Raw genomic sequence first — 14981 nt, 5'->3', positions numbered from 1 at the left:
TAGCAGATTAGTGCTTGCGGAGTCCCTCCCGCACCAATGCATTACGTAGCTCTTTGACCGTGAGGAACTCCTGGTTGCGTAATATCATACGCTTCACAGCGCGCCGGACAACACGTTCCACGTCAGCACCACTTTTTCCATCAAATTCTTTTAACAGCTCGGGGTCATCTAGTTCGAACTGACGACGTGTCCCTCGCAATTTAAGCTGTAACAATGCTATTAGCTGCTTGTGATCAGGCAACGGAAACTCAATGGCGTCATCAAACCGGCGCCAAATTGCCGAATCTAGAATACTTTCGTGGTTAGTTGCTGCAAGAATAAGACTCTGCCCGTCATAGGCATCCATCATCTGCAACACCGCGTTCACCACGCGCCGTAGCTCGCCGTGCTCACCGCTATCACCACGCTCTTTCCCAATCGCATCAAACTCGTCGAAAAGAACGATCAACTGATGTTTCGCGATGAAATCAAAGACCTTCCTTAAATTCGCCGCTGTTTCACCCAGGAAAGAGGAGACCAATGCATCGAGACGAACAATAGCCAGAGGGCGGTCCAGTTCGAAAGCAATGACTTCAGCAGCCAAGGTCTTACCGCATCCAGGTGGGCCAAAGAAAATCACTTTTCCTGACGGCTTCATGCCATGGCTACGAAGCACCTCTGCGCGTCGATGCTCTTCCAGCATCTCATCGATCATCGAGGAGCTGCTTTCTGGGAGGATGATCTCCTCCAGCGATCGCTTGGGTGGCCTGATGTCGAGCAACGGTAGTCCACGTTCCTTGTCTACAGGAATGTCAGCAGTAAACTGTGGTTTACGTGCAGACTGAACATGCATATCCCCCCCATAGAGGATCTGCTCTAAATCGTTTGCCAATAAGTGATGTTGCTTTTGGCGCTCTTCTTCGATGATAGCTTCAGAGGCACGACGGAACGCCGCCAGATCTCCGATGGCACCCGCTTTTACAAGTTGCCTGAGTACTTTTCCATTCGCCATTTTATATATCCTGCCATAAGGTTGTTTCTCAGAGTCGTCAACTCATGAAACTAATTCCTGCCCTAAGCAGTGCAACTAAAAGGCTGAATTATTGCGAGCTAACATATAAGGACTCCATTCCATTCTCTAGAGTAAAGAGTATCTAGAACTCCTTACATTAAGCTATACGTAAGAGTATCGCCTACGGTGGGTTTTTGTCCAGTACTTCTCTCGACTTTCCTAGGTTTTGTTGCACCATACGACGAGCGGCAGCGGCCGTATAACCCGCGATATCAAGCACCTGCATCGAAGGATAGCCAGATCATTCTGAACATCACCGACATTAATAACTCAATCAAAAAATATTGATCGCTGCGATAGAGTGCTATCCTCCTCAAACTAACTTTATGCTCGCGATTGACAGAGTAAGTAATACCGAAATTTTTGATTACTACGAAGCGATCTAACTCTCACCTCTCAATAAAATATTTTTTAGACCCTATTCAAAGCAAAGTAACTATCAACGGCGACTGCAAATCAACGCGCGACTGCGCTGCTTGCGGGCCAACCATCCGAAGCAGAATAATCGAGACCTGAACAACCGGCCCAAATAAAGCCCAATAACTTTAAGAGTGGTGGCTTTTAGCCTTTATCATTCCTCGCTAAGGCTTTTTGTTGACGTGCGAATCGCGATTCGTCAACCCAGACCAGCGACATGGTGATGTCGCTCCCTCGTCACAGAAGACTCGCAAAATGACTGACCTAGAAAACTGTGGCCACATCTTCATCTCCTACGCATGGGGCGACGGGTTTGAGAACAAAGAGTGGTTATGTTTGTGTGACCAGAACTATATCAGAGCCGCCCAACAGAAAGGTTCAGGTCTGCACCGCGAGCTGAAAATGTTGGCGGAGATAGCTGATGAACCGGGCGTGCGGATTATGCCCGTCATCCTGGAAGCGGGGTGTGCAGACAAGCTGCCTAAGCCTTTAATCGGGCGCCTCTACCTGGATCTGCAACCTCTGCATCCATCAACTAAACATTGGTATCGGAACGGCTGTGATGGAAGTGGCCGAGGGCAGGACACCGGCGCAGGTGCAAAGTGGCGTCAACGCTCCACTGGCAGCCTTCAAACTACGCGAGCGCGCCCTCACATATTTTAAGGCGCGACCAGTCGAGGTTTGGGGTAATGGTCGAAATTATGAAGTGACGGTATATAGAGAAGGCACCCCTCCAAGTCTGCTTCAGCCCCCGCAGTGGATGTGGGAAAGCAACAATTGGAATTACATGCTGAACGATGATTGCCCAACGTTTTGCCCTGCCAAGGGACGCTGGTACTGGGAGTTTTCCTCCTCCTCCAGCGAAATGCGCCCATTGGCGACTGCGGTTTTATCGGTATTTTTTGATCAACTCGATGGTAGAAAAGCAGAACCCTGGCTAAATCAGGGCGGTATCGTTTTAGCTAACACATTTTTCAGGACTGTCATGGAATCTGAGCCATTCAGATTCGATGCTGAAGATGTCATCGGCTTCCCAATGAGCCACGACGAAGGCTATGAAACACTGGAGAAATTATTGAACGCCGCAGATGAAGGTGAATATCGCGCGTAGCTGTTAGGACGTAACGTACCAGCCGTACGAAGGACATCTGGACAGCTCGCGCAAGCCGGCCTGTGGAAAGCACACTGAAACAAAATGCCCAGTCGCCTAACCATCGAACCCGTATCGCAAGCGGGCCTAACAGGCCTGATTGACAATCAGCAGGATACACTTTCACCATCAGTCCGAGGAACTCCAGCGGTATCGCTGATACGACCGCCGGCGCTCAGTTGTACGAATGGAAATGAACAAGATAATCCGGGGTATAGGTAGAGGACCGGCCGCTGCGAGCAACGAAATTCAGTTGAACCGGCTGCGAGGCGACAGTCAGAACATCCTTCCTGAAATCCATGCGACTGAGGAAGTCACGCTCCAGCATGGACTCGAAAGCAACACCCTGTCCGAGAAAAGCAAACACTCCAGAAAGGCTACGCGTCGTAGATTTTATGCGCCTGGCAACTGAGAACCGAGGCTGGTTGCAGCTAATGCTATTCATAATGCGGCCAGTTGCACCTATTTATAAGTTTTAGTTGCATAATATTGGGGTAAATCATACGACAGAATGTGGACTTCAGCGTAGGTGCGTTGCATTTATTCCCAAATGTCACACCCTCTTCGCCAATAACTGGCAACAACCCTGAACTTCCCCAAAAAGCATCCAAAGCTTATTTTTTATCGGCACTGATAGAAGTGGTGACCTTGGCTTCACCAAGCATATATATACTTGCATAGTACCTTGGGCATTTATGAACATTCGCGTATAGGCATGAAGAAGGAGCATCCCTCTCAGAACTTTTGTTTCTATACCAGAAGGAATCGGGGATAGTGATAGGCATCGCTATTACTCCTTGAAAAGTCTAACTTCTATTAGACGGCACTCCATGTCGGATGGCCTATCGTATTACGCCCCCTTGTCGTCCTTTTAGTTCTTGCCTTGCTTTGAGGCTGTCGCGGCAAACGCGACATTGCCTAGAGGGAATCACGACAATTTCGACGGCAAGTTCTGCTGCCCTCTAGATTCGAAAGCTGCGTCGATGACGCTACCCATTTGTCATCACTGTGTCCACCGTACGCCCCTAGACATTTTCTGCCCGTAAGGACAGGTTGCCTTAGGTCGAAAGCCGTGCGTCGTGGAGTCAGCACTGCGACTCTTCGACAAACAGTGGTACAAAACTGAGGCTATGACGACATGGATAGAGGCGAATGAATAAGCTGAGTCCCTATGTGCGTGAAGACTGATGCGAAGCTGATTCGTTCGATGTCGCGCAAAGGCTGCTCACCTGACAACGCGGCTTGTGAAGGTTTCTTCGGCCGACTGAAAACGGAGCTGTTCAATCCTCGCAACTGGCAGTCAATGAGCATCGAGCAGTTCATTCAGAACTTGAATTTATACATTCGCTTGTACAACGAAAAACGTATAAAGATTTCCCTCAGCGCGCTCAGTCTCATTGAGTATCGTGAAAGCCTGGTGTTAGCGGCATAACCAGTCCAAGTTTTTCGCATCCCCCATGTCCATGGCATAAGAATGAGTCTGCACACACTGTTCTAATATACGAAGTCCTGCTTAGGTGGAGCTAATGCCGATGTGCACTGATAAAAAATCACAGCCACTATCTCAACTTTATCGGAACTATAACTTTGGCCTCAAATTTTTCTAATGCTTCGCGCAGAGACGTATTTTCTAGTCTTAGGTCGTCATAGATATTGGAGAGATGATCATACTTAGCTTTCATGGAAATTAAATCCAGCTCTGTTTTATGATGTGAATTCGAAAGTGCCAAATACCTGCTCTTCCATGCAGACGCTAACTCAGACGCATTACGACGACTGGAGCTCCGCTTTGAAATATTATTTAATTTTTCCAACCATTCATCTATCGAATCGCTCAGTATAGAATGCTGTACAGCAAAAATTGTAGTTTTCCCCAACCCTGCACGGCGGCACAACTCGCTTTTACTAAGCCGTCCATTATTAGCTAAATAAAAACCGCCAGAAGCCTGTATTTCTTGCTCAATTTCTACCATGGCGGCCAGAATTCTTGTCCTGACACCCAGAGTACGTAGAGCCCCATTCTTCACGGCCGCATCCTTATAGTTACTCACATGCCAACTCCAGAGAAGTGATCAACCGTCTATACTCAAAAAGATCAGATTCAGAAATCTCAATACCTTCAAATCTTGAAAGCTCGTTGGAACATTGGTCAAGAATATTGGACAGCAAAAGTAAATTTCCCGACGCATGGGCGTCTGAGCCCTGCGCCAAAAGAGCAGAAAAAACTAACTCAACATCTCGCCGTGCCAACCTATCTTCAATTCGACTCACACAATCACTACCACAATTACAAGGTGTAAATGACTTCCCAGGTTTGATGCAGATAACTCCGGGACGTATTATCCGATACCCCTCACCATTGAGGCTAAGAAGCGTGGCCAACTCTAAAGTGGTCTTATCATTCCATTGTTCACCGGCCGACGAAACTTCCCTATTTTTAGCTCTAATCGCCGCCATAACTGATGGCATCGCTCCACCGCCATAGCCGGCGTAGGTTCCGTCTCTGCATTCGTTAGCATCACGAACGACCTCTAAAATGTTACTGCACCTTAAAATCCTCAATTCTCGCGCGACTAAGGCAATATCGGCCTGCAACGACTTATCACTGAGCATATAGCTCAACGTTTGCTCTATGTTCTGATGTCCGAATATATTTTTGAGAACCATAGGGCTTTCTGTAATAGCAAGTGCGGCTAGCCTCGCAACAGTTTTTCTAAATCGATGAGTATGAATCCGATGCCCGCCTGGATTCGGACTAAATCCAAGTCGTTTTGCCAAGCTGATAAGCGCATGATTTGCATCAACGAGCGGATAAAACCATTCTCCTTGCCCTTTATCAGTAAGTTTCACAAATAGATAATCTAAACTAGCCGGCACAATACTTTGGCGAGCGACGTAAGCTTTCGAAATTGCTGCAACCAAATCTGACTGTTGCACAAGAAATACCGCGATGCTAGGTGGAATATTCCAAATTCGCTCCTCACCGAAATGCGACAAAACGAATTTAAAAGTTCGACCTTTCACTCGATAAGTACCACCGCTCGTTTCTACAATTGCATCCCGACGTACAGACAACACTTCCTGACACCGCCCCCCCATTGCTATAAATAAAAGCCAGAGATGTGCCGACTGGAGGGCACCACAAAGAACTTTTAGCTCGCTAAAATCTCTTGGAGGCCATATAGTCTCGTTGTTTTTTGAGTTATTATAAACAGACCCAAGGTTAATAATAGGTTCTAAATCTGTAGTACACTCACCCCAATCATAGCCATCTAAGACCTTCCGCACGGACTCAGCGAAAGAGTCTTGTGGGCATTTAGATACTTCCGACAATATAGTGATCACCTTGGGACCGACGAGCTCAGCCAGTGAAATAACTTTTTGCCCCATGGACGAAAGATAGCTATCGGGCAAAGGTTGCCAGGGATTTTTTCTGTCCTCGGGGCAGATCTCCGTACGCCCCCCCGCCGGATCCAACGTTCCGGAATAAAACTGTGCACTAGGACCGTCATTCCATAACCCAAGCTCTACGAGCTTATGCATTCTTCTGACTTCTAGCCGATGTAGTTGCGCCCCCTTCATATATCCATCTATCTGGGAGCTGGTGAGGCATGACACCAACCCCAACAAATCTGCGTTTTCATATCTATTTACAATACCAGCCGCTAGTATTTTCGGAATAGATGCATATAGTATATTAGCTATAGTTGTAGGATCTAAAAAATAGCCATTAGTACGCCTAGACGAACTGGGCCCAAGCCTGATCAAAAGAGCATAACGCGCCAGCCACATTTCCGCCTCATCCAGCAACGATATAAGAGCAGGCGTGGGCTGATAGCTTTCTGGAAGATGCTGTATCACTCTATCCCTAAGTATTATCGTAGCTTTCGCAGGGGTGAGAGTACGCCCAATCATTTCTTTAGGCGTCTCCCAACGACCGTAGCTATGACCATGGCCAATCATGGCTTGGAATTCGGCTATTTCTTCAGTGTGCATATGTTGTATTCGCTCCAGCACTATGCCAGAGCCGGTCCAAGCACCGTGATTAATGACATCAAGCGGCCAATCTCTCTTAGCGGTTAATCTCACTTTTGTCTCTCCGCCGATTGATAGTCAACCCAGGAACATGATGCGAGCCAGAGGATATTTTAGATCGCCATAGATTGCGAGATTGATCCACTTGCTTACGATCAAAATTACCAAGCGCATATATTCCATTTTGAAGTTCTATTTGAAAATCTGAAGACATCCACGCCTCAATTGGTATTTGAAATTTTATCTCTATCAACTCCTCGACACGCATCGATATGCCATCAAGCGACTCTCTAAGAATTACGGCATTTTCAGGACATACTAAGCACCGATGAGCGCTACAAAACCCCCCTTTTTTGGATTGTAGGCGCTCTGGCGGATTTAGAGGGTTGCTGCACCCTACTCCGATCCTGCTCTGCAGGATCTGTCGATATAAATCCAATTGATCCTTTTGCTGTGCCGAGACATTGCCGATTTTCTGCATGTAAGCAAGTAAGGAAGGCTGCACATTACCTTCTTTTATAAGCAAAAAAAGATTTCCAACAAAGCTTAAAAATTGCCCATCCCTCTCAGCATTAAAAAGGTTGTTATCAAGATATTTCTGAGTGGTAGATACTCTCGAATGCGTTAGTGCGCGCATTACGGCTACCACATTTCCTCCACTATGACGCCAGACATACTCAGCAAACGCATCTCTAAAGTCTGAAGGGGTGAAGTTTTCTATGACTTCTTGGCCAGCGTGCCGTAGTCTCTGGTTGGTTTCATGTAGCACTGTAGTCAGGTATGTGACATGCCCAACCTTCGCCCCCTTCGACTCATTGATCCAGCTGATACCGCCTTTTCTAGCAACGTATAACCACACGCTTTTTGTTCCCTCTTGAAGCTGCACTACCTTCTCGTATTGCTTCAATATATCCAGATGTGGTGCTTGCAATGAAATCAATTTATCTAATTTAGCGTTTTCTTCCGCCAAATCGTGAATCAATTGTCTACGAAGGTAATTAGTACGCTCTAATACAATCCTAATTATAGAGCCTGCGCCAAACTTGGTTTTCCACAGCCCGACAATAGGTTGCGCGTTTCCTCCAGCCCTCGCTTTTGTTCCTATTAGAACAAAACAAGTCTGATCGCTCGGATGGTCGTGCAGCCACTCTTCAGAGCACGAAGCATCAAGTGATAACAGCACTGCCGGGTTCCATGCAGTCACAGCAAGACACATATGAAACGCTGAGTTGATATCCGTTCCGTTTTCAAACTGATTTACCCACATTTCATAGAGACGAAAGCCGGTCCGAGCAGTAAAGTCTTTTGGGTTCGATCCATCTCTTAATTGATCGCCGCTTGGAAAAACTTGAGAACATCGTATCTGAGCGGCTTTTAAAAACTCCCACTCACGACACAATTTTGATTCAAAAACTGTCGACGGTTCAAAGCCATCCGTTCTCATGATATCTAATTTCATCCAACGTTTACGGGTCAGCTCCCAGTTTTCTTTCAATATACCTCTTAACAAAAGCACTGGCCGTGCGTGAGGTAGGTAACGCGCCACAGGTTTTTTTTCACCTACCGCCCAATAGAGCTTTGGGAGTCCACGATCCTGTCGTATCGTATTGACGATAATTAAAAAAAAACGAAACCTGTCGCCTTTAATATTTTTTTTGCACGCCTCTTGATAGTGAATAAAACTAAGATCACACACATCTTCAATTTTTGCGAAATCCACACCTAGAAGAGCGGCTTCCTTTTCAACATCATCCATTAAGGAAAACCAGCTACGCATTGAATACCTAACTGTATTCAAAGTAGATTTAGAATAATAACGGGATATTAATTTAAAAAATGGGGCGATTTGACGTATCAACGTTGGCCGGCCCGAAAATCTATGCTTGCAGCGGGTATCCGAATCGAGATTGCCCGTATCAAAAATTCGTAGATCAACCAGCGTGGGTTTAACGGGGTGATGGGTCCAGAAAACCAGCAAACTCTCAGGGGTTATTTTTTCGGGAACCAGTAAAGCCGGAATAAGGGAACCATCCGCCGCGGCGTGATTCTTATTATAGAACCTAATCACAGTTCTTGTCCGAGTCACTGCAAAGCTCTTCAGTCCACTTCAAATGAAAATTTAATGCGAACGACGAGTTGTCAGTAAACCACTTTAGATAGATAAGGGTGGTCTCTTTTGATTTATGCCGCAGCTGTGGAAGTATTTCTAACAAAATACAGGTTTCGGCATTAGTTCTAAGTGAAATCAGCAGTTCGCTTTCAAACTCGGTTCCTGCAAATTTAACCAGCACTCTCCTTTGCTCATCCATTCGCTCCCACAATAGAGAGCATGCCCAATAATCTCTCGCTTTGTGAGGGCTCCATCCTTTGGGAGGAGTCGCTAACCTCCAGACTTCATAAATCTGATCGGCGGTGTATCTAAGCCCTGATACTGGATTCAAAAACAATTGTACAGATTCGTCACGTATCCTCCGCTGAGCTTTCAAGGTAACCGCGGATTTTATAGCAATCCCTAAAGCATGAGGGCGATCGTTTTTTCGATAGTAATGGATCCTAAGTGCAAGTTCGTAAGAGATACGTATACGGCCTTCTGGCCCTATCTTGTCACCATGAGAATATCCGTAATCGGGCCCTTTGGTACCGTAGCACATCTTCAGCGAAACCAACTTTAATCTATCAGGCATTGCAGGATTAATAATATCCCAATCATCCATGGCCAACGGCAATGTATCAACACGCCAACAAGATGCTTCGGTGATCCTGATAGCGGACTCCATAATTAGGTCAACTATTAAAACTTCAGTATTGCCTCTAACTGGCCTTGAGCCGACCCTTGCACGCCAACTTATCAACGCTTGTGTATCAGGCAGTACAATAAAGCTGTTGCTTTCTCTCAACCGTGTACCCGAAGAGGTTTTTGCGCGTGCACGACGATTATCAGCAACTAAAGATTTATCATCATATATAGTGTATTGAGCATTCTGTTTCCGGATTCTGTACCCTCGAAACTCTGCCCACGCCAGGAAACCCAATGCCGAATCAACTCTTACATTGATCGTCTTCTCACTCAGACTTCGATTATCTCGCGACCAGACACCCTCAATCATCTCGCGTTGATACTTACCTATTAGATCTTCTACAACATCAATATTTAGCGGATCAATCAATCTGCAGCCGCACCATTCCAGGAAATTGCACAGCCAACTGCCATAATTTTTTATGCTTTTGGAAGAAGGTGGTCTGACAAAGTTCCGTGTTTCAACCCTCGTTGGCGACCACCTACCCAAAGCCCGGTCGATGAGATATTCACTTCCCAAACGATGAAATCCAGGCCTTGCATCAAAGATACATGGAACGTGAGCAACCTTACCGTAATTGTTTTCTACGAGAAAGTTTGGATCCGTGTAAACCAACTGATAAGAAGACATTTTTTTCATCGCTTAGGTAGAAAATAACAGCGTAGCTCGATTGCCGTTCCCTACAACCTAAAAATAGCACTTCTCAGACGAACGGATAAGATGATCATCCACGATCAGCACTTTATTCATAAGAAAGTCCAATTTCGCTGTTCGAATTATTCAGAGCAAGCACAATAGCCTAGTCGTTTCCTAGTTGGCATAGTATTCCCCCCCGCGCAACAGCAAGCAGAGACCCAACCCACAACGCAATAGGAATTGACCTACAAAAAAACGCAAAGTCGACCGTAGCGAGTTGTATGAGGCCTTTCAGATCTTTCCGGTCCCACACATATTTTGAATAAATTATCCCTCGGATATGGGATGGACGGCGAAAGTAGCGCACACGACTTTCAGGAAATATCCCTTGCTTGTGGCCATCGCCCCCTTGAGATGCCAAGAAAACCACCACCTTTTTAGTTCCATTAAACATATTCATTTACACCCATATTTCCTACAGAGCATTCAGCGCACAACAATTAAATTGTGCTTACTTGTGTGATTTATCTGTAAGACATAGTTCCTTGCCGGGTGTAATTAATTCATTTCACCTCGCAAACAAGCCATCAAGTGCAGTTGGCCCGGCAGACAAATTTCCTGTCGCCTTAACTTCAACAAAGTTTAAACATCGATAAACAAAAGATCGAATCAAGGCTGCCTGGCTTTTCATCGGGCAAAAAAAAGCCCCTTCAACAAGGGGCTTTCCTTAGAGTGTCTTGAACACTCAGAACAACTTGCGACCTTTGTTGGCCGCAATGCGCATGCGCAGTGCGTTCAACTTGATAAAGCCCGCTGCGTCCGCCTGGTTGTAGGCGCCGCCGTCTTCTTCGAAGGTGGCGATGTTGGCGTCGAACAGCGACTCATCGGATTTACGCCCGGTGACGATCACGTTACCTTTGTACAGCTTCAGGCGCACAACGCCGTTCACGTGGACCTGGGAAGCGTCGATCATCTGTTGCAGCATCAGACGCTCAGGGCTCCACCAGTAGCCGGTGTAGATCAGGCTGGCGTACTTAGGCATCAGCTCGTCTTTGAGGTGAGCCACTTCACGGTCCAGGGTGATGGACTCGATGGCGCGGTGAGCGCGCAGCATGATGGTGCCGCCCGGAGTTTCGTAGCAGCCACGGGACTTCATGCCCACGTAACGGTTCTCGACGATGTCGAGGCGGCCGATACCGTGTTCGCCACCGATACGGTTCAGGGTCGCCAGCACGGTAGCCGGAGTCATTTCGACGCCGTCCAGCGCGACGATGTCGCCGTTGCGGTAGGTCAGTTCCAGGTACTGTGGCTTGTCTGGCGCGTTCTCCGGGGAGACGGTCCATTTCCACATGTCTTCTTCGTGCTCGGTCCAGGTGTCTTCCAGCACGCCGCCTTCATAGGAGATGTGCAGCAAGTTGGCGTCCATCGAGTACGGGGACTTCTTCTTGCCGTGGCGCTCGATCGGGATTGCGTGCTTTTCAGCGTAATCCATCAGCTTTTCACGGGACAGCAGGTCCCATTCACGCCAAGGGGCAATCACTTTGACGCCCGGCTTGAGCGCGTAGGCGCCCAGTTCGAAACGCACTTGGTCGTTGCCCTTGCCGGTCGCGCCATGGGAAATGGCGTCGGCGCCGGTTTCGTTGGCGATTTCGATCAGGCGTTTGGCGATCAGCGGACGTGCGATGGAAGTACCCAGCAGGTACTCGCCTTCATAGACGGTGTTGGCGCGAAACATCGGGAAAACGAAATCGCGGACGAATTCTTCGCGCAGGTCGTCAATGTAGATCTCTTTCACGCCCATGGCTTGCGCCTTGGCACGTGCAGGTTCGACCTCTTCGCCCTGACCCAGGTCAGCGGTGAAGGTCACCACTTCACAGTTATAAGTATCCTGCAGCCACTTGAGGATCACCGAAGTGTCCAGGCCGCCGGAATACGCGAGAACGACCTTGTTTACGTCGGCCATGCCATCACTCCACGGGGTTGTACGGAAAGGCGACGATTCTACCGATCAAAACCGTGAAATTACAGGGGCGCGACAGCAAATGAAGATAAAGCGACAGATTATGTCGAGAGGGCGACCGGTGGTCGCACCTTATGAGGTGGCTGCGGGATTACTCCGGACCGCAGCCTGGGGTGCCGGTTTCTCGGGAGTTGCGACCCGCTCCAGCTGAATATTGACGCGGCGGTTGCGTGCGCGGTTGGCAGCATTGGTGTTGGGCGCCAGCGGGTAGCTTTCGCCGTGGAAGCGCAGGGTAATCTGCGACTCCTCGATGCCATTGGCCTTGAAGTAGTCCATCACCGCCAATGCACGACGCCGTGAAACATCACGATTGGTCAGGCGGTTGCCGCTGTTGTCCGAGTGGCCGTTCAACTCGATGTGGTTGACGGTCGGGTCTGCCTTCATGAATTCAAGAATCACCGCCAGCTTCTGCTTGGCCGCCGCATCCAGCTCGATGCCACCGCCCGGAAAGCCGACTTCGGTCTGCTTGACCTGATCGTAATTCATCGGCAGCAGCTTGGCGGTGCACAGTTGATAGTCGCTGTAGGCCTTGTTGAATTTCACCGGCAACAGGCGGATTTCCGAGTAGCCACCCTCACGCCCGTAATGCCGTACGGTCGGCGAACGCCCCTCGAGCAAACCATTGAACAGGCGCCCGGCCTGGGCCTGGGAGCTGTTGAACAGCACTTCGCCACTGCCGGCACGCACGGCTCCCAGATTGATGTCGCCGCGTCCGGGCTGCCAAGGTGCGGCAGCGGCCAGCAAGGTGGCCGAACCTGCGCCCAGCGAACCATTAAAGGCTTTCAGACGAAACGTCGCCTGCTCGCCGGCCCGGCGCACGAACTCACCCGAACCAAAATCGGTGATCGGTTGGCTCAGACGGCACTCAAACTTGTCGCCCTCTACCTTCCACTCAATATTCTCCAGACGTGTCTGGAACGTGAGGGCCATCGCAGGCAGGCTGGCGAACACACTGAGCAGGGCTAGATAATGCTGGCGCACGGGAGGCTCCACTGGTTTCTACAACACTTCAAAGCGTCATACATCGATAAGGCATACGAAAGGCTATCGGATGCATCCTGTAAAACTTGATAGCGAGTGCCTGCAAGAGTCTTTTCCGGTAGCATTCCCACCAGATTGACCCGCCTGGAATCCCCAATGTCCGACCGCCTGACCCTGCTGCGTCCCGACGACTGGCATATTCATCTTCGCGATGGTGCTGCGTTGCCCCAAACCGTGGCCGATGTTGCGCGCACGTTTGGCCGTGCCATCATCATGCCTAACCTGGTACCTCCGGTGCGTAACGCCGCTGAAGCCGACGCCTATCGCCAGCGTATCCTCGCTGCGCGCCCGGCCGGCAGCCGCTTCGAACCGCTGATGGTGCTCTACCTCACCGACCGCACCCAGCCCGACGAGATTCGCGAGGCCAAGGCCAGCGGCTACGTGCACGCCGCCAAGCTGTACCCGGCTGGCGCGACCACCAACTCCGATTCCGGTGTGACAAGTATCGACAAGATCCTGCCGGCCATCGAAGCCATGGCCGAAGTCGGCATGCCGCTGTTGATCCACGGTGAAGTCACCCGTGGCGACGTGGACGTGTTCGATCGCGAGAAGATCTTCATCGACGAGCACATGCGTCGCGTGGTCGAACTGTTCCCGACCCTCAAGGTAGTGTTCGAACACATCACCACCGCCGATGCCGTGCAGTTCGTCACCGAGGCCTCGGCCAACGTCGGCGCGACCATCACTGCTCACCATCTGCTGTACAACCGCAACCACATGCTGGTGGGCGGGATTCGGCCGCATTTCTATTGCCTGCCGATCCTCAAGCGCAACACCCATCAAGTGGCACTGCTGGATGCCGCCACCAGTGGCAATCCGAAGTTCTTCCTCGGCACCGACTCCGCTCCACATGCCCAGCATGCCAAGGAAGCCGCGTGCGGCTGTGCCGGTTGCTACACGGCCTATGCGGCGATCGAGCTGTACGCCGAAGCGTTCGAACAACGCAATGCCCTGGACAAGCTCGAAGGTTTCGCCAGCCTCAACGGCCCGCGTTTCTACGGCCTGCCGGCGAATACCGACCGCATCACCCTGGTCCGTGAAGACTGGACCGCCCCTGCCAGCCTGCCGTTTGGCGAGCTGACTGTTATCCCGCTGCGCGCCGGTGAAACACTGCGCTGGCGCCTGCTGGAGGAAAGCAAGTGAGTGAAGACCATTACGACGACGAACACGAGCACAGCGGTGGCGGTTCACGCCACCCGATGGCCGAGCGGTTCCGCGGCTATCTGCCGGTTGTCATCGACGTAGAAACCGGTGGTTTCAATTGCGCCACCGACGCCTTGCTGGAAATCGCAGCCACCACCATCGGCATGGATGAACAGGGTTTCGTGTTCCCGGAACACACCCACTTCTTCCGCGTCGAGCCGTTCGAAGGCGCCAACATCGAGGCGGCGGCCCTGGAATTTACCGGGATCAAGCTCGATCACCCGCTGCGCATGGCCGTGAGTGAAGAAGCGGCACTGACCGACATCTTCCGTGGCGTGCGCAAGGCGTTGAAGGCCAATGGCTGCAAACGCGCGATCCTGGTCGGCCACAACAGCAGCTTCGACCTGGGTTTCCTGAACGCCGCCGTGGCGCGGTTGGACATGAAGCGCAACCCGTTCCACCCGTTCTCCAGCTTCGACACCGCTACCCTCGCGGGCCTGGCTTACGGCCAGACCGTACTGGCCAAAGCCTGTCAGGCAGCCGGTATCGACTTTGACGGTCGCGAAGCCCACTCGGCGCGCTATGACACCGAGAAGACCGCCGACCTGTTCTGCGGCATCGTCAATCGCTGGAAGCAGATGGGCGGCTGGGAAGACTTCAACGACTAACAGCGCTGTCGTAGTGAGCGGG

At 50.1% G+C, this 14981-nt stretch carries 10 protein-coding genes and 1 pseudogene; 4 read left to right on the top strand and 7 right to left on the bottom strand.

Annotated features, from left to right (window positions below; genetic code table 11):
* Positions 1 to 7 precede the first annotated feature (7 nt).
* Positions 8 to 991 carry an AAA family ATPase gene (locus tag AC3ISR_RS05855; RefSeq protein ID WP_489324599.1) on the bottom strand — a complete coding sequence of 328 codons (984 nt, stop codon included), beginning with the start codon at positions 989 to 991 and terminating at the stop codon, positions 8 to 10.
* A gap of 1039 nt (positions 992 to 2030) precedes the next feature.
* Between AC3ISR_RS05855 and AC3ISR_RS05850 the strand changes: the two genes are divergently transcribed.
* Positions 2031 to 2579: a hypothetical protein gene (locus AC3ISR_RS05850; protein WP_489324598.1), complete on the top strand. Its 549-nt coding sequence runs from the start codon at positions 2031 to 2033 to the stop codon at positions 2577 to 2579.
* Positions 2580 to 3804: 1225 nt separating this feature from the next.
* Positions 3805 to 4050, top strand: a pseudogene (locus tag AC3ISR_RS05845) (IS3 family transposase); the annotation flags it as partial.
* Between the two features lie 127 nt (positions 4051 to 4177).
* Here the strand turns inward: AC3ISR_RS05845 and AC3ISR_RS05840 are convergent.
* The 6 genes from AC3ISR_RS05840 to AC3ISR_RS05815 all read right to left on the bottom strand — a co-directional run bounded on the left by AC3ISR_RS05840 (position 4178) and on the right by AC3ISR_RS05815 (position 13088).
* Positions 4178 to 4669, bottom strand: coding sequence for a hypothetical protein (locus tag AC3ISR_RS05840; protein WP_489324597.1), 492 nt, complete (start codon positions 4667 to 4669; stop codon positions 4178 to 4180).
* Positions 4662 to 6614: a hypothetical protein gene (locus AC3ISR_RS05835; RefSeq protein ID WP_489324596.1), complete on the bottom strand. Its 1953-nt coding sequence runs from the start codon at positions 6612 to 6614 to the stop codon at positions 4662 to 4664. The genes AC3ISR_RS05840 and AC3ISR_RS05835 overlap by 8 nt, the downstream gene beginning before the upstream one ends.
* Positions 6615 to 6690: 76 nt before the next feature.
* Positions 6691 to 8409 carry a hypothetical protein gene (locus AC3ISR_RS05830; protein ID WP_489324595.1) on the bottom strand — a complete coding sequence of 573 codons (1719 nt, stop codon included), beginning with the start codon at positions 8407 to 8409 and terminating at the stop codon, positions 6691 to 6693.
* A gap of 304 nt (positions 8410 to 8713) precedes the next feature.
* Positions 8714 to 10081, bottom strand: coding sequence for a hypothetical protein (locus AC3ISR_RS05825; RefSeq protein ID WP_489324594.1), 1368 nt, complete (start codon positions 10079 to 10081; stop codon positions 8714 to 8716).
* 751 nt (positions 10082 to 10832) lie between these two features.
* Positions 10833 to 12050 carry an argininosuccinate synthase gene (locus AC3ISR_RS05820; protein WP_029295244.1) on the bottom strand — a complete coding sequence of 406 codons (1218 nt, stop codon included), beginning with the start codon at positions 12048 to 12050 and terminating at the stop codon, positions 10833 to 10835.
* Between the two features lie 129 nt (positions 12051 to 12179).
* The gene (locus AC3ISR_RS05815) at positions 12180 to 13088 is read right to left on the bottom strand and encodes a flagellar protein MotY (RefSeq protein WP_192297305.1); all 909 of its coding nucleotides are present in this window, start codon (positions 13086 to 13088) and stop codon (positions 12180 to 12182) included.
* 156 nt (positions 13089 to 13244) lie between these two features.
* Here AC3ISR_RS05815 and pyrC point away from each other — a divergent pair, with 156 nt between their 5' ends.
* Both pyrC and rnt read left to right on the top strand, forming a co-directional pair.
* A complete protein-coding gene (pyrC, locus tag AC3ISR_RS05810) occupies positions 13245 to 14291 on the top strand; it encodes a dihydroorotase (protein ID WP_192297306.1) in 1047 nt (348 codons plus the stop codon).
* Positions 14288 to 14959 (top strand): ribonuclease T, encoded by a 672-nt coding sequence (gene rnt, locus AC3ISR_RS05805; protein ID WP_083359903.1) that lies wholly within the window; start codon positions 14288 to 14290, stop codon positions 14957 to 14959. The genes pyrC and rnt overlap by 4 nt, the downstream gene beginning before the upstream one ends.
* The last annotated feature ends 22 nt before the right edge of the window (positions 14960 to 14981 follow it).

It is taken from the genome of Pseudomonas sp. GL_117, from assembly GCF_057835125.1.
The sequence above is the reverse complement of the archived record's forward strand: the minus strand, read 5'-3'. Positions and strand labels throughout refer to the sequence as shown.